This is a genomic window from Bradyrhizobium sp. AZCC 2289 (assembly GCF_036924615.1).
Lineage (GTDB): Bacteria > Pseudomonadota > Alphaproteobacteria > Rhizobiales > Xanthobacteraceae > Bradyrhizobium.
In genome coordinates, this window is the sequence record NZ_JAZHRY010000001.1 from 4,073,991 (window position 1) to 4,090,120 (window position 16,130).

General features: G+C 62.1%; 14 protein-coding genes. 7 read left to right on the plus strand and 7 right to left on the minus strand.

Features of this window, described 5'->3' with window-relative positions:
• Positions 1 to 121: 121 nt before the first annotated feature.
• Positions 122 to 790 carry an MBL fold metallo-hydrolase gene (locus V1289_RS19390; RefSeq protein WP_334398375.1) on the plus strand — a complete coding sequence of 223 codons (669 nt, stop codon included), beginning with the start codon at positions 122 to 124 and terminating at the stop codon, positions 788 to 790.
• Between the two features lie 133 nt (positions 791 to 923).
• On the opposite strand, the gene V1289_RS19395 is transcribed toward V1289_RS19390, so the two are convergent.
• Entirely contained in the window at positions 924 to 1,310 is a 387-nt protein-coding gene (locus V1289_RS19395) for a winged helix-turn-helix transcriptional regulator (protein WP_334398376.1), read from the minus strand.
• 139 nt (positions 1,311 to 1,449) lie between these two features.
• Here V1289_RS19395 and V1289_RS19400 point away from each other — a divergent pair, with 139 nt between their 5' ends.
• Positions 1,450 to 1,755 (plus strand): hypothetical protein, encoded by a 306-nt coding sequence (locus V1289_RS19400; RefSeq protein WP_334398377.1) that lies wholly within the window; start codon positions 1,450 to 1,452, stop codon positions 1,753 to 1,755.
• An 83-nt stretch (positions 1,756 to 1,838) separates the two neighbouring features.
• Here the strand turns inward: V1289_RS19400 and V1289_RS19405 are convergent, their stop codons facing one another.
• Positions 1,839 to 3,050 (minus strand): extracellular catalytic domain type 1 short-chain-length polyhydroxyalkanoate depolymerase, encoded by a 1,212-nt coding sequence (locus V1289_RS19405; RefSeq protein ID WP_334398378.1) that lies wholly within the window; start codon positions 3,048 to 3,050, stop codon positions 1,839 to 1,841.
• 124 nt (positions 3,051 to 3,174) lie between these two features.
• Entirely contained in the window at positions 3,175 to 4,581 is a 1,407-nt protein-coding gene (locus tag V1289_RS19410; RefSeq protein ID WP_334398379.1) for an MFS transporter, read from the minus strand.
• Between the two features lie 233 nt (positions 4,582 to 4,814).
• Between V1289_RS19410 and V1289_RS19415 the strand changes: the two genes are divergently transcribed.
• Positions 4,815 to 5,789, plus strand: a complete 975-nt coding sequence (locus V1289_RS19415) for a formylglycine-generating enzyme family protein (protein ID WP_334398380.1) — start codon at positions 4,815 to 4,817, stop codon at positions 5,787 to 5,789.
• Between the two features lie 42 nt (positions 5,790 to 5,831).
• Here V1289_RS19415 and V1289_RS19420 read toward each other — a convergent pair whose 3' ends face one another.
• Positions 5,832 to 6,533: a VOC family protein gene (locus V1289_RS19420; protein WP_334398381.1), complete on the minus strand. Its 702-nt coding sequence runs from the start codon at positions 6,531 to 6,533 to the stop codon at positions 5,832 to 5,834.
• Between the two features lie 193 nt (positions 6,534 to 6,726).
• Between V1289_RS19420 and V1289_RS19425 the strand changes: the two genes are divergently transcribed.
• Positions 6,727 to 7,968 (plus strand): LLM class flavin-dependent oxidoreductase, encoded by a 1,242-nt coding sequence (locus V1289_RS19425; protein ID WP_334398382.1) that lies wholly within the window; start codon positions 6,727 to 6,729, stop codon positions 7,966 to 7,968.
• 869 nt (positions 7,969 to 8,837) lie between these two features.
• Here V1289_RS19425 and V1289_RS19430 read toward each other — a convergent pair.
• Together V1289_RS19430 and V1289_RS19435 are read right to left on the minus strand one after the other, a co-directional pair.
• The gene (locus V1289_RS19430) at positions 8,838 to 9,824 is read right to left on the minus strand and encodes an ABC transporter substrate-binding protein (RefSeq protein WP_334398383.1); all 987 of its coding nucleotides are present in this window, start codon (positions 9,822 to 9,824) and stop codon (positions 8,838 to 8,840) included.
• Positions 9,825 to 9,853: 29 nt separating this feature from the next.
• The gene (locus V1289_RS19435; RefSeq protein WP_334398384.1) at positions 9,854 to 10,678 is read right to left on the minus strand and encodes a hypothetical protein; all 825 of its coding nucleotides are present in this window, start codon (positions 10,676 to 10,678) and stop codon (positions 9,854 to 9,856) included.
• A gap of 169 nt (positions 10,679 to 10,847) precedes the next feature.
• Between V1289_RS19435 and V1289_RS19440 the strand changes: the two genes are divergently transcribed.
• Entirely contained in the window at positions 10,848 to 12,221 is a 1,374-nt protein-coding gene (locus tag V1289_RS19440) for a cytochrome P450 (RefSeq protein WP_334398385.1), read from the plus strand.
• Positions 12,222 to 12,423: 202 nt separating this feature from the next.
• Here V1289_RS19440 and V1289_RS19445 read toward each other — a convergent pair whose 3' ends face one another.
• The gene (locus tag V1289_RS19445; protein ID WP_334398386.1) at positions 12,424 to 12,927 is read right to left on the minus strand and encodes a cupin domain-containing protein; all 504 of its coding nucleotides are present in this window, start codon (positions 12,925 to 12,927) and stop codon (positions 12,424 to 12,426) included.
• Between the two features lie 266 nt (positions 12,928 to 13,193).
• On the opposite strand from V1289_RS19445, the gene V1289_RS19450 reads away from it, so the two are divergent.
• On the plus strand, positions 13,194 to 14,156 hold the full coding sequence (locus tag V1289_RS19450) for a sensor histidine kinase (protein ID WP_334407555.1): 963 nt from the start codon (positions 13,194 to 13,196) through the stop codon (positions 14,154 to 14,156).
• Between the two features lie 182 nt (positions 14,157 to 14,338).
• Positions 14,339 to 16,114 (plus strand): putative bifunctional diguanylate cyclase/phosphodiesterase, encoded by a 1,776-nt coding sequence (locus V1289_RS19455; RefSeq protein WP_334398387.1) that lies wholly within the window; start codon positions 14,339 to 14,341, stop codon positions 16,112 to 16,114.
• Positions 16,115 to 16,130: the final 16 nt, after the last annotated feature.

The following is a 16,130-nucleotide window of genomic DNA, read 5'->3' on the forward strand; positions in this document are numbered from 1 at the left end:
CGGCCGATGCGCTTTCGGCCTTGAGCACTAAATGTTGCGTTCAACCCTATCACAGACCCGGCCCGGATCGCACGGCGTCCCCTCGTGTTGACGGCGTTTCAGGGAAGAATATGGTGCCCCCATGGATGACAAAACCGAGACAAAACCGAAAGCCGGCGCGATCATCGTTCCGGTGACGCTGTTCGAGCAGAACTGCACCATCATCTGGCACGAGCCGACCAAAAAGGCCGTGGTGATCGACCCCGGCGGGGACGTCGACAAGATCCAGGCCGCGATCAAGCAGACCGGCGTCACCGTCGAGAAGATCTGGCTGACGCACGGCCATATCGACCACGTCGGCGGCGCCGCCGAGCTGCGCGATGCGCTGCAGGTGAAGATCGAAGGCCCGCACATTGCGGACAAATATCTGCTCGACAATGTCGTGAGCAGCGGCGAACGCTTCGGCATGACCGGCGTGCGCAATTTCGGACCCGATCGCTGGCTCGATGAAGGCGACCAGGTCTCGATCGGCGATCTCGTCTTCGACATCCTGCATTGCCCCGGCCATTCGCCGGGCAGCGTGGTGTTCTTCAACAAGGAGCTGCGCTTCGCCCATGTCGGCGACGTCCTGTTCAACGGCTCGGTCGGGCGAACCGATCTGCCCGGCGGCAGCCACGCCACGCTGATCGATTCGATCACCCAAAAGCTACTGCCGCTCGGCGACGATGTCGGCTTCATCTGCGGCCACGGTGCCGGATCGAGCATCGGCCAGGAGCGGATGACCAATCCGTTTTTGACCGGCGAGATGTAGAGCGTTTTCGAGCGAAAGCCTGCCCCGGACTTGATCCGGGGTGGATACCGGTTCGCGTAGCAATCAAGTTTACGCAGATTTCGTAGACTTATCTGCGGTAGAAAACGCGTCAAAAATAAAGAGCTGGCGGCGACTATTCCGCCGCCATTCCGCTCGCCATTTCGCCTGAACCAGCCTGAGCGAGATGGCGCGAGCCCCAGTCGCGGATCGCGGCGATGACGGGCACAAAGCTCTTGCCCTTGCGGGTCAGGCGATATTCGACCTTGGGCGGCACGACGCCGTAATCCTTGCGATCGATCAGCCCGGTTTCGGTCAGCGCCTTCAATTCGCGGCTGAGCACGCGCGGCGCGATCTCGGAGCTGCCATCGGAGCCGCGCAACAGGCCGGTTCTGATTTCGCCGTAGCGCAGCGGGCCATCCTTCAGGTCCCAGACGATGCGCAGCTTGTATTTGCCGCTGATCATTTTCTGAAATGCCGCGACCGGACAGCCGCAGGTCAACGCTGATTTCGGCTTCGCCATCTCATGCCCTCCGATACGTTGCCGGCGGGGAGGATAGGAATAAGCACAAGAAAGTCCATACTATCAATTTTGTCCATACTTGCGTTTTCGCCCTCAAGCGCACCAGATGATCCGATGCAGCCCAACGAAGGAGCCGTCAATGAAGCACTTCATGATCAAATATGCGTTTGCCAACGGCACGACCGAGGAGTGGCACCGGGAGATCGGCCGCTTCATTTCAGCCATCGACAATGACCCCGAACTGAAGGGGCGGATCAACTACCGCTGCATGAAGAACCGCGACGATTCCAGCTATTTCCACCTCGCCTCGGCCGCCGACGATCTCGCGGTCAAGACGCTGCAGGCGCGGGATTTCTTCAAGCACTACACGGAAAAGACAAGGCAGGTCGCCGGCGGCGAGGTCACGGTCACGCCGATCGAACTGATCGCCGAAACTGCGGCCTAGCGCACGATGAGTTTGGATTGAATCAGCACACCGTCATACGGCTTCGTCGTCGCTGCAGGCCGCGCGAACGCCGCAGCTTGCGCCTATTTCATCAGCCCCGCGGCGGTCAGCGCCCGGGTGATGACAGCGCCGACATCGATGGCGCGGCGACGCGGCTTTTTCGGCGGCTCGGCACGGCGGCTGGACGCTGCCTGCGGCCACAGGATCGCGGCGAGATCCGGTTCTGGCGCAGGCACCGGAACCGTCATCGAAATCGTACCGGTGCGTTCCCGCGAAACTCCGGTCGGGGCGGCCTTGGGTTGCCTGACACGTTCGGTCAGGCCGAAGAAATTCGCGATGTGATAGGACGACGAAATTCCCGCTTCGATCAGGAATGCGCCGCCCTCGCCATATCGCTCGTCATTATCGGCGATCCCGAGCGGGGTGCCGTGGGCCATGTCGGTAATGGTGTAGGACTCGACGACGGTCTCGCCATCCGCGTTCCACCAGACCTCGCGGGGATAACCGTCGACATCCGCCGCCGACATCGGTGCCTGCGGCAATTGGTGCACGTCGAGCCATTGCTTGACGATCTCGTCGGCATTCGCAGGATTGACCGTGCGATCGGCGCTGCCGTGCCACACCGACAATTTCGGCCACGGACCTTTGTGCTTCGAGGCGTTGCGCACGAGATCGCCCAACTCGCCGGCCGGACGCGACGATGACTGCATCATTCCGCTCAAGGCTTCGCGCACATTGCTGGCAATGCCGTAAGGCAGGCCGGCGATGATGGCACCGCCCGCGAAAACTTCCGGATAGGTCGCGAGCATCACCGACGTCATGGCGCCACCGGCGGAAAGCCCGGTGACGTAGATGCGACGGGGATCGAGTTTGTGATCGGCGACCATGTGCGCGATCATTTGCCGGATCGAACAGGCTTCGCCTTGATCCCGCGTGGTGTCTTCCGGATTGAACCAGTTGAAACAGGTGTTGGCGTTGTTCGATGCCTGCTGTTCGGGCATCAGCAACGCAAAGCCGTAATGGTTTGCCAGCGTCGACCAGCCGGTGCCGAGATCGTAGCCGGCGGCGGTCTGGCCGCAACCGTGCAGAACCACGACGAGCGCGGGCGCGGGCTGGAGGTGCTCAGGTACGAAGGAGAACATCCTGAGCGCGCCGGGATTCGTGCCGAATCCGGTTACCTCAAACAGCGGACTGTGAGCGCCCGGCGCAAGGCCGCGTCCAAAGGCGGCCAAACCATTGAAGCCGTTCAGCTTGGGCAGGTGGTGCAAAAATTCGATGTTCTTGGCGAGGGACAACAGCAGCTCCCGAGGTGATTTGCATTCTAACCTCACCAAGAGCAGATAGTTGCTGCACTGCAAAATGAAAAGGCCGTGTGCGGTCGTTCCCCAGGGATTTGTGAGAATCGGCGTTAATGCGTGATCAGGCCGTCGCGCGGCGCATCCATGACAGAAATACGGCGCAAATACCGATCGACAGCGCAAACAATGCGCATGCTGCAAATAACGCCAGTTGCGCCGAGTGAGCCGCTTCCATCGCGAAAAATACCGCGCCGATTGCGACCACACCCGCGGCGTTGGCGATTTGCGCCGTGGTGCCGTACATGCCGGAGCCCGCGCCCGCGCTGGCCGGCTTCACGGTCGAGAGCACGGCGCTCGACAATGGCGCCATCACCAAGCCCTGACCGTAGCCGAAGACCATCAGCACCAGCGCCAGCAACATCGCGGAAGGCGCCGCCACCGATTCGATCGTCGTCACCAACGCCGCAAGACCGGCGAGCTGCACCGCGCAGCCTTCGATCAGCACCCGCGTGCCGCGATGCCTGGCGCGCGCGCCACTATGCCTTGAGGCGATGACAAAGGTCAGCGCCAGCGGCACGAACACCAGCCCTGCGTGCAGCGGCGGAATCTGCAAGCCGCGTTGCATGAACATGGTCATGAGCAGATAGAACGACAGATTGGCGAAAAAGAAGAAGAACACGGCGACCAGGCCGCGCATGAAGGCCAGATCCGACAACAGCGCCAGATCGATCAGCGGCATGCCGCCACGGCGCGCGACCGATCGTTCGAGCCTGAGGAATCCGGCAATGATCGCAACGCCCGACGCCATCACCAGCCAGACCCACGGCGACCAGTGCACATCGTGGCCGAACAATAGCGGGCCGATCAGGCACAGCAATCCCGTGAACAGCACGATCGCACCTGACATGTCGAGCCGCGCGCCGGCGCGACGCGGCACCGTCGGCATAATCTTCAACGCCGCAGCGATGATGACGACGCCGGACGGCACGTTGACGAAAAACACCGCGCGCCAGCCGAGCCCGGCAAGATCGAGCGTCACCAGCACGCCGCCGAGCATGAAGCCGGCCGCACCGGCCAAACCCAGCACGATGCCGTAAATGCCGAACGCGCGGGCGCGGGACGAATCGGTAAACAGCAGATGAAGGGTGGCGAGCACCTGCGGCACCATCAGTGCCGCGGTCGCGCCCTGCGCCAGCCGGGCGAGAATAAGTTCCGGGCCGGATTGCGCCAGCCCGCACCACAGCGAGGTGACGGTGAAGCCGAGCACACCGGCAATGAATACATTCTTGGTGCCGTAGATATCGCCGAGCCGGCCACCGGTAACCACCAGCGTGGCATAGGCGATCAGATAGATCGCAATGACGGCCTCGATCTGCGCCGCGCTAGCGCGCAATTCGACCGCAATCGTCGGGATCGCGACGTTGACGATGAAGGCATCGACGCCGAACATGAATTGTGCGGCGACGACGATCGCCAGCACCCACCAGCGGCGCGAGGAATCCACCGGGTTTGAAACGATCTGGTGCATGTTGGGCGGTCCTGTCCGAAATCCGTTGCACGCCCAGGCTACTGATTCCGGTCATCCCGGCGATTACCTGGCAGGTAAGCAATCGCTGGGAATTTGGCCCGATTGCTGCATGGGAATCGGGGCTTCCTGCAGTCTGTTCGGCCATTTCGCGCGTTCGGGACGGCCTTCGAGGTGAACGCGATCTCCTTCGCGCGCGACCAAGCTGCAATGCTGGTTCACGCCAAGGATGGTTCATGACCGAAATATCGCGGCTCTTCCTCGCACTCATCACCGGTGCGCTCGTTGTTTCATTCGCCGGCGGCGCATCGGCCAAGCCGAGGCAAGAGCGGCCGAAGCCGAAATCGGCGGTGGAATCGGCGCAAACTGCGCCCGCGCCGCTTCCGCGGCAGTTCTTTGCCGAAAAAGGCGTCCAGCCGCTGACGCCTGAGCTCGAACAGGCCTTGCGGCCGAAGGACAGTTTCAAAGAGTGCGACACCTGCCCTGAAATGGTGGTCGTGCCGAAGGGCTCGTTCATGATGGGAACGCCGGCCAACGAGCCGGACCGGTTCAAGGGCGAAGACCCGATCCATCGCGTCACTCTGGCCAGGCCGTTCGCGGTTGGCCGCTTCGCGGTCTCGTTCGACGAATGGGACGCCTGTCTCGCCGACGGCGGCTGCGGCGGCAACAAGGGCGACGACAACGGTTTTGGCCGCGGCCGCATGCCGGCACAGGGCATCAATTTCGAAGCGGCAAAATCATATCTGGCGTGGCTGTCGAAGAAGGTCGGCCGCACCTACCGGCTGCCGAGCGAATCCGAGCGCGAATATTTTACCCGCGCCGGCACCACGACGCCGTTCTGGTTCGGCAACACGGTTACCGCACAGCTCGCCAACTACCAGGCATCGACCCCCTATGGCAGCGGGCCGCACGGCCCGGACAGCAAGGGCCCCGCGGTGGTGGATTCCTACGCGCCGAATCCGTTCGGGCTGTACCAGGTGCACGGCAATGTGTTCGAGTGGACCGAGGATTGCTTCAACAAGCGCTACACCGAGGATACGCCGACCGATGGTTCGCCATGGCTGGAAGGCGATTGCCACAAGCGCATCTTGCGCGGCGGCAGATGGAACTGGTCGGCCAACATGCTGCGCTCGGGTTATCGCGAGGACTCGATCGTCGACGGCGGCGGCTTCAGCTTCCGCGTGGTCCGGACCTTGAACGTGCAACCCTGACAATGGAAATTTGAGAAAAGATCCCGGCTCGACGGCCAGCGTTTACGGCGCCGACGGCTCCAGCGAGCCGGTGAGCGAAGCGCGCTGCGACAGCTCGATCCAGTTGCCATCGGGATCGCGCACCATCGAAATCCGTGCGGTCGTGCCGAGCGTCACCGGCGCGCGGGCCTCGCGGCCGCCATGGGCCAGCACATGCGCGTGCTCGCGATCGACCTCGAACACCTGAAAGGTGATGTAGCGCCAGCCCTTGCCCTCGAACGACGCGTCATCCGGCGCGTCGGGTGCAGGCTCGACGATCAACACCGTATCGCCCGCCAGGAAGGTCATCGCGGCACCGGCCGCCTCGCCTTGCGGCAATCCCAGCGCCTCCATGTAAAAGCGCCGATGCGCCTCGACGTCGCGCACGCCGAGACGGATGCCGATGCGTTCGATCCCGAACATTGCCTTGGGCACCAGCGAGACCCGGTTGCCGTCCGGATCGATCATCGACTCACGCGCCAAAATGCCGTCGCGGGCAATCAGAAGCTCGCGATAGCCCGATGGCGGGTTGTCCGGCAGCGGCTCGTAGACCTGATTGATCTTCAGGATCGAGCCGCAGAGGTCGTGCCGGTGCTGCTTGTAGCCGCGGCGGATCGGCTGCATGTGGTCGAACGGCAGGCCGATCTGGTTTTGCCAGAACGCAAGCGCTGCCGGCGCGTCGTTGGTCGCAAAGCCGATATCGATGCGGGGTTTTGCCAGATTCATTGTCGTTTACGGGCGTCAGCTATCGCAAGCGTTACCGGGAAGAATTCCGGGCGACGGTATGTCACATAAACGCGCACGACAACCATGCGCCGCCGGCGGCTTTACGCGATTGCGTTGCCCCTTCCCAGCCCGTAGTTTGGGGGCTGAACCCAAAGAACAACAAAGCCAAACAATATATCCGGAGAGAACACCCATGGCGCGCCTGAAATTCGGAGCTTTTCTCGCCCCGCATCATCCCATCGGCGAGCATCCGATGCTGCAATTCCGCCGCGACCTCGATTTCGTCGAGCAGATCGACGCGCTCGGCTTCGATGAATTCTGGTGCGGCGAGCACCATTCCTCGGGCTGGGAGATGATCGCCTCGCCGGAAATGTTTTTGGCCGCCGCCGGCGAGCGCACCAAGCGCATCAAGCTCGGCACCGGCGTGGTCTCGCTGCCCTACCACCATCCCTTCAATGTCGCGCAACGCATGGTGCAGCTCGACCACATGACCGGCGGCCGCGCGATCTTCGGTTCGGGTCCAGGCGCACTGGCGTCGGATGCGCATACGCTCGGCATCGATCCGATGACGCAGCGCGACCGCCAGGACGAAGCGATCGCGATCATTCGCCGCCTGTTCAAGGGCGAGCGCGTCACCGCCAAGAGCGACTGGTTCACTATGAACGACGCCGCGCTGCAGTTGCTACCACTGCAGGAAGAGATGCCGTTCGTGGTGGCGTCGCAGATTTCGCCGTCGGGCATGACGCTGGCCGGCAAATACGGCATCGGCATCATTTCGCTCGGCTCGATGTCGACGCAGGGCCTGATGGCGTTGCCGACGCAATGGGGTTTTGCCGAGGACGCCGCCAGGAAGGCCGGCACCACCGTGAGCCGGTCCGACTGGCGCGTGCTGTTGAGCTGGCACATCGCCGAGACCCGCGAACAGGCAAGGCGCGAGGCCGGCGCCGGACTGATGCGCTGGCACAACGAATATAATGTCGGCACGCTGCAGCGGCCGGGTCTGGAGCCTTTCATCTCGCCCGAGGACGCGATCGAGAAAACCGCGGGCGGCGAGAACGCCGCCTCCACCATCGGCACGCCGGACGATCTCGTCAAAACCATCAAGAGCCTGATGGAGGTCTCCGGCGGCGTCGGCACCATCGTCGGTTTCGTGCATGACTGGGCCAACCCGGAAAATACCCGCCGCAGCTGGGACATGGTGGCGCGCTACGTGATTCCGGAAATCAACGGCTATGTCGCGGGGCTGCGCAAATCGCAGAAATTCGTGATCGAAAATCGCGCCGTGTTCGAGCGCGCAGGCCAGGCCGTGATGGCCAAGATCATGGAGAATGAAAAGGCCGCCGAGGCGCTTACACTCACCGGCCCCGGCCGGGTGGCGATCCCGACCATCAACGCGCCGGACCTGCAGAAGGAAGCGGCGAAGCGCAAGGCGTGATCAGAGCGGACCTCGCTGCTTGCGCACTATCGTGGCCGCCGCTGTTTGATCCGTCATCCCCGCGCAACGGCGTTGCCGTTGTCGCTGGAGGTGCGCGCTCTTGCGCGCCTCGAGGGAGGCACGGGCCCGCCGGTACCCGTCGGCCTTCGAGACGACCGCGTTGCGGCCTCCTCAGGCTGACGGAGATGGCGTCGCACGCGCTGCTCTCTCAACGTCATTGCGAGCGGAGCAAAGCAATCCATGTCGCCGCTTGCGGAGAGATGGATTGCTTCGTCGCTACGCTCCTCGCAATGACGGGCTAGCTTCCGACTCGAATTTCAAACAGCCAGGAAGGTATGCGCCCGCATTCTCGCGACATGAAATGCCCGAGATTTGCATCAACTTCGCCCTCTCTCGAAGCAGAGGGCGCAGGGAAAGCCAGGTGCGCGCTGCACCCGCGGTCTCGCGTGCAATTTGTGCATAAGAACACGCACACGAGCATACAGGTTCAGCGGAGAACATCCGGCCTTCCCTGCGCAATGGTTTTACGGCTTACTTCGTGCTCTCCCCGGTGAACGGGCTTTCTTGCCACCGTCGCTGCGCGGATAAATCCAGCGCAACTTGACACCAGCATCGGGGTGTCAGAACCACACGACTTCGCCGTCCGCTTCAGCGCCGTTCGTCAAAGGCACCTCCGCGTCCACCGCATCTCAACCCACGTTCGTGACGATCGCGAGCGCCCCTCTTGTCGGGTGAGACGGGCGGAGAAATGCCACTGATTTGCCCAATGAGGGCAAGCAGGATTTTTTCTAACGAAGGACTTGACACAAAATACTGATTTGCCCGACGGGCAGTTTCCGATCACCATTCGTCATGATTTTTCGGCCTCCTCATTCGATCACCTCGTCGGCGCGGGCGAGCAACGTCGGCGGGATTTCAAGGCCAAACGCCTTCGCCGTCTTGAGGTTGATCACAAGTTCGAATTTGGTCGGCTGTTGAACGGGCAGGTCGCCTGCCGCCGCACCTTTGAGGATTCGATCAACGTAAGTCGCCGCTCGCCGCCAGACGTCGGCGAGATCAATCCCATAGGATATGAGCCCGCCGTCATCTGGAAAATATCGAAAAGGATAGATCGCCGGCAGATGATAGCGTTCCGCCAGCAACACAATCAATTTGCGGTGGATAAGCGTGAGACTATCGGGCATGACGATCAGGCCGCCATTCGTCTCGCGCCCGAATTCGGCGATCGAACGTTCGATATCTGCCGCGCTCTCCACACCTGCGGAAACTATTCGTGTCCCCAACGAGGGCGCCGCCGCTTCCACGGCCTGCAACTGGCCAGACCAGGTTGGGCTTTGCGCGTTTTGCATGACTGCGACGCGAGTAATGTTCGGAGCAATTCCCTTCAGCAGGTCCAGCCATTTGGTGCCCATCGCAAATTCGAAAGTTGTAAATCCGGAAATGTTGGCGCCGGGATGTGCAAGGTTGGCCACCAGCCCGGCGCCGACCGGGTCAGTGATCTGCACAAAAACGATCGGAACGGATCGCGTGGCTTTGCTCAATGCCAACGTCGCGGGGGGCGAGTGAGCCAGGATCACTTCGGGTGCCAGCGCTACAAGTTCGGACACACAGCGTCCCGTGCGCTCCGGATCGTTGCCAGTCCAACGATAATCGATTTGAAGATTCCTGCCCTCGAACCACCCAAGGTCACTTAACCCCTGCCGGAAGGCAGCCACGCGCGACCGCACCAATGGCTCGTTCTCGTCGCTCGCTATTAGCATCCCGACTCGCCGCGTCCGCTCAGCCTGCTGCGCGCGCGCGGCCGGCGGCCACGTTGCCGCCGCGCCAAGTCCGGCAATGAATTCACGCCGCTTCATTTGATTTCCCGTTGCGCCCCTGGATGCGCCTATTTCCCGTAATAGTCCTGCACCGTCTCCCACGCCACGGTTTGCAAGAACGTCGCCGTCGGCGCATCGATGCCGGCGAGATAGGGGTTGCCGACCGGCGAACGGCCGGTCAGCGCCGCATAGACCACGCAGGACGCGAGATAGGTGCCGGCCAGGCTCGGATGACGCTTGTCCGGCGCATAGAGATTGAGTTCGGGCTGCTTGCCGATGGCGCGCGCAAACGCGAGGCCGGCGGGAATAACCAGCGCGTTATTGTCATTGCCCGCGATGGTATAGGCCTCGGCCAGTTGCGCCGTCATCTCCGGCTTGTCGGCATAGGCCCAGGACATGAAGAACACCGGCCTTGCGCCGTGGGAGCGGACGATCTCGCTGTTCTTTTTGGCATATTCGGTAAAGACGGATTTGAGCTTGGGATGGATCGGGCACTGGCTGCAATCCATCATCACGGCGACGTCGAACAGTTTGTCGAGCTTGTTGAAGACGACATTGTTGTGGTCGTCGAAGGAATAATTGCCGACGGCGTTGGGCCGGAAATAGCTTTCGACGTCGTGCCAGTCGAAGCCGGAGCCGCCGATCGTCACCATGGTGTTTCGGTAATCCTGCTTGTGATCGGGGTCGGCGGCTTTTTCCATCAGCGATACATGGCCGGGCAGGCCATTGTTGTAATAGTAGAAGCTGTTGCCGATGAAGATTCCGCTCTTCGGGAAATCGGGGCCCAAACTCGTGACCGCAGGCCTGGTCTGCGCCAGCCCCGCCGTCGATCCGGCCGCGATCCAGCCGAACGCCGCCAACGCGACCGCGATCCCACCCACTATCTTCGACATCTGCGCTCTCCCTGCCTTTTCTGTTATTATCTGCCAGCTTAGCACGGCCTCCCGGCTTTGTGGCGCGATTTGGATGACCGGGCGTTTGGTGCTGGGCCTTTGCAGCAGCGAAACAAGAGGCTATTTACCTGCCTGGGCTATGCGGTCGCGACCAACCGGAGCAATTGCCATGTCGATGCAGAGTGTGGCTTCCCCCGCCTACAGCTTCACGCCGCCGAAGCGCAATTCGCTGACACATATTCCGGGCGACGAAGGCTGGCCGCTGATCGGCAAGACGCTCGAGGTGCTTGCCGATCCCAAGGGCCATGTCGAACGCAATTCCGCCAAATACGGCCTGGTCTATCGTAGTCATTTGTTCGGCGAGACCAGCCTGGTGCTGCTCGGGCCCGATGCCAACGAACTGGTGCTGTTCGATCAGGCCCGGCAATTCTCCTCCACGCTCGGCTGGGGCCGGATTCTCGGGTTGCTGTTTCCGCGCGGCCTGATGCTGCTCGATTTCGACGAGCACCGCCTGCACCGCCGTGCGCTGTCGGTCGCCTTCAAATCCGGGCCGATGAAATCCTATCTGACCGAACTCGATAAGGGCATCGCCGGCCGCGTCGCGCAGTGGAAGGCGCAGCCAGGACCGATGTTGCTCTATCCGGCGATGAAACAGCTGACGCTCGATCTCGCCGCCACATCATTCCTCGGCGCCGACATCGGTCCCGAGGTCGACGACATCACCCGCGCGTTCGTCGATATGGTGGCCGCTTCGGTCGCCGTGATCCGAAGGCCGATACCCGGCACCCAGATGGCCCGCGGCGTCAACGGCCGCAAGCGGATCATCGCCTATTTTTCGGAACAGATTCCGATCCGCCGCGAAAAAGGCGGCGAAGACCTGTTCTCGCAGCTGTGTCAGGCGACCCATGAGGATGGCGCGCTGTTGTCGACGCAGGACATCATCGACCATATGAGCTTTCTGATGATGGCCGCGCACGACACGTTGACCTCGTCGCTGACATCGTTCGTGGGCGAACTCGCCGCCCATCCGGAGTGGCAACAGAAGCTGCGCGATGAAGTAACACAGCTCGGCATCGCCGCCGACGCGCCGACGAGTTTCGACAATCTCGAAGCCATGCCGCTGTCGGAAATGGCCTTCAAGGAGGCCTTGCGGCTGAAGCCGCCGGTGCCGTCGATGCCGCGCCGCGCGATCCGCGATTTCACCTTCAAGGGCTACGCGATCCCGGCCGGCACCATGGTCGGCGTCAACCCGCTGTTCACCCACCACATGCCCGATATCTGGCCCGAGCCCGAAACATTCGATCCGGCGCGTTTCACCGAAGAGGCGCAGCGCAACCGTCATCGTTTCGCCTGGGTGCCGTTCGGCGGTGGCGCGCATATGTGCCTAGGGCTGCACTTCGCCTATATGCAGGCCAAATGCTTCGCGCGGCATTTCCTGCAGAATCTGAGCGTCTCGCTGGAGCCGGGCTACCAGCCGGACTGGCAGATGTGGCCGATCCCGAAGCCGCGCGACGGGTTGCGGGTGATCCTGAAGCCGGTGTGAAGGCTGAATGCCGAAGCAGCACACTCGAACTCAAAACCCGTCATCCTGAGGAGCTTGCGAAGCAAGCGTCTCGAAGGATGGACGCAACAACGGACTAGCGGCCATCCTTCGAGACGCGGCGAAGACGCCGCTCCTCAGGATGAGGTCCGAGATAGCTTCACAGCCTCTCAGGATGACGAAACAGTTGGAGCGTGACGCTTCACTACTCCACGAAGGTCGTGAGCTGCGCGCCCTCATCCGCCACGAACACCGCGATCAATTCCGCCGGCTCGGCGTTGCTGGCATTGGCCGAGACCAGATGCACGGCGCCGGGCGGCTCGAAGAACGACTGACCGACCTTGAAGGTCTCGACCGGACCGCCGGCGAGCTGCGAGCGGATCTCGCCCTTGGTGATATAGGCGGTGACGGAGCCCGCATGCCGGTGCGCGCGGGTAAACCCGCCGGGGCCATAGAACACCCGCACGATCGTCACGCGCTTGCCGGGAACATTGGGCAGGGCGTAGGAACCGATCGGCTCGACGGTATCGAGGGTCGATCCCGCGGGATCACTGGAGGCGCATAGCGGCTCGATCACGGCCGAGATCGCCTCCATTGTCGACGGCAAAGCCCTTCCGATCACGAATGCAAAGGCGAGGCCGGCTATGACAGCCAGATACAGCGGACGGGCCTCGATCCGCGTCAGCCCGGTGTCAAATGTTGTGGACATTGTCATTCTCCCTGGACTGTTGTCCGGCGCGCGCCGTCGACCGCCCCCACAACCTTGCCGTCCAGGCGCCCCATATCGTTTCCCCTTTGATGTTGCTCGGTTCTCGGTCGATGATCAGGCAATATTCCCGTCCGGCGGGAACAAGGCAAGCGAGCTCGTTCCATGCACGTTATCCCGCTGGCGGCCCCGGGCGGCCTCGAAATACCCGCTTTCCGCACCAACCGGCCTTATTTTGGATTCGCGGATCACGTGAAGTGACGACACCGATGATGAAATTGATCGACGAGTTCAGGCGCGGCTGGCAGGGAATTTCCCAACCCTCAGCCCTGTTCGGTGCAGGCTTCGCCGGCTGCTGCCTCGCTGTTGCGACCGTGGCGCGGTGGGGTTTGGCCCAAATCCGCCCCGACGTATTTTTCACGCCGTATATTCCAGCCGTGTTCTTTGCCACCGCCTTCGGCGGCTTCCGGATCGGGATAGCGACAGCGCTGGCGGGTGGCGCGCTCGGTGTCGCCGTCAATTTCAGCGCGGCGGCGGTCGATACCGCGCGATTCGCGCTTCTGCTCATATTCTGGGCGGTCTGCGGCATCACCGTATGGGGCGTCGAGCACTACCGAACCATGGTCGCGCAGCAGCGCCAGATCGCAAAACGCCTGATCCAGGAAGAGGAATACCGCAAGCTCATCGTCGACGAGTTGCAGCACCGGCTGAAAAACAAGACATCGACGATTCACGCCGTCCTGCATCAGGTTTTGCAGGAGCAGCCGCAAATCTGGGCCAGCATCGATCATCGAATACGTTCGCTGTCGGCGACCGACGATCTGATCGCGCGGGTCGATGTCAGCGGTTGCGATATCAAGGATCTGTTGCGCTCCGAACTCGGACCCTACGGCCATGTCCGCTTCAACCTGAACGGCGACCCGCTGTTCCTTCCCGCCAAGCTGGCGGTCAGCCTGGCGCTGATGTTTCACGAATTGGCCACCAATGCCGGCAAATACGGCGCGTTTTCTGCCGCCAGCGGGTTGTTGCAGGTGTCCTGGTCGGTGTCGGACGATCGCCTCAACATCGCCTGGGACGAGACCGAAGGGCCGACGGTCGAAAACGTCGGGAAGCCGGGCTTTGGCACCAAGCTCTTGAAATCCGCGCTCCGGCCGTTCGACGGCAAGACCGAGATCAGCTTCCTGAAGACCGGCGTTCACTGCACCATGCAGTGCCGCATCCCTGCGAGCTGAGCGGATTTGCGCCGAGACGCGCGAACCGCAATCATTTCCGCAAGCGCTGAGAGATCGCGTTGACACTCTGTTAACAACGATCGAGGCGACACCAATCGAAAACCTAAGCGTGTATGACTGTCGCGGCTTTTCGCAGTACCACTTAACCAATACTACAAGAGACTTTGGCAAGCTCGGCGGCCATGCACAGTCCCCCCAAACCAGATCTTCAGGCCGCCGCGACGAAGGCCGACCACGAAGGCGCTTTCGATTCCGAATTGAGCATTCTGAGGGATGTGTTCCGGCTGCTTCCAACGGGCGTAACCGTTCAGGACGAGCGTGGCGAATTCCTGCTGGTGAACGATGCCGCCGCAGCATTACTCCAGATGGCCGCAAGCGCCCCGGCGCCTACGCAAGCGAGCGATCGCCGCGATACCTGCCTCGAGCTGCTGCGCTGCGGCCGCTCGGCCGTTCTGGAAGAATCGATTACCGCCGGCGCCGTGAAACAGGTGTTTCTCACCGCGCATCGGCCGATACGGGTCGCCGAGCGCAATCTGCTGGTTTCGAGTTCCGCCGACATCACCGAACAAAAGGCGTTCGAGGACCAGCTGTTCCGGTCGGCCTATTATGACGAACTGACGGGCCTGCCGACGCGCCGGGTGATCGAGCATCGCGTCAACAGCCTCCTGCAGTGCGAGTCGGTCCAGGGCCATTTCGCGCTCGCCTTTCTCGATGTCGACAATTTCAAGCATATCAACGATTATTACGGGCATGCGATCGGAGACGCGCTGCTGGTGGAGATCACCAAGCGGCTGGCGCTTGACCTGCGTGAATCCGACGTGCTGTCCCGAATCAGCGGCGACGAATTTCTGCTGCTGCTCAACCCGATCCGGAGCGAGGCCGAGGTCGCCGAATACATCCATTTCATCCTGCAGCGGCTGAAGGCGCCGTTCTTCATCGATGGTTCCGAGATATTCGCTTCCACCTCGATCGGCGTCAGCCTCTATCCCGAACACGGCAAAAGCTACGAATTGCTGCGCCAGAACGCCGACATAGCGATGTATCGCGTCAAGAACGGCAGCAAGGGCGCCGCGGCGTTTTTCGACGCCGGCATGGAGCGTGAGGCGCTGGCGCGGATGAAGATCGAGCAATCGCTGCGGCTGGCGATTCTGGAAAAGCGCTTCTGCTGTGCCTTCCAGACCAAGGTCGATATCCGGACCAAGGACGTCAAGGGCATCGAGGCGCTGGTCAGGCTGCGCGACGACGAAGGCGTGATCCAGGCCCCCGGCACGTTCATCAATCTCGCGGTCGAACTCGGGCTGATCGACGAGCTGACCCATCTGGTGCTGGCGGAAATCGTCAAATCGATCGACCTGATCAACGAGACCTTCGGTCCCGATACCACGATCAGCATCAATGTCGCGGCCAAGCAAGCCGGCAATCCCGAGTTCATGCGGCCGTTCGCGGAGGCGCTCGAGGCGACCGGATTTCCGGGCCGGTTCATGATCGAAGTGACGGAAGACGCCTTCGTCACCAAGACGCTTTTCCAGGATGAAATCCTGCCGATCTTTCGCAAGCTCGGCGTCGGTGTCTCGATCGACGATTTCGGCATCGGCTATTCGTCATTGTCGGCGCTGGCCGACATCACCGCCGATGAAATCAAGATCGACCGCTCCTTCATCACCGATATCCATCAGCGTCCGCGCAGCCAGGGCATTCTGCGGGCGATCGAATCGCTCAGCGAAGCACTCGGCATGACCGTGATCGCCGAGGGCATCGAAACCTTCGAGGAGCTGGCCTATCTGCAGGCCGCGACCAAGATCCGCTACGCGCAGGGCTATTATTTCTCGCGCCCGATTTTCCTCGAGGAGCTCGCGCCGGCGATCCCGCTTGCCAGCGAGGCCCGCAGCAGTCACGCAAGCCGCCCGGCGCAGGAAAACCGCGCCGGCTATTCGCGCGGCCGCGGCTATCGGCGCTGACGGGGACACGATCATG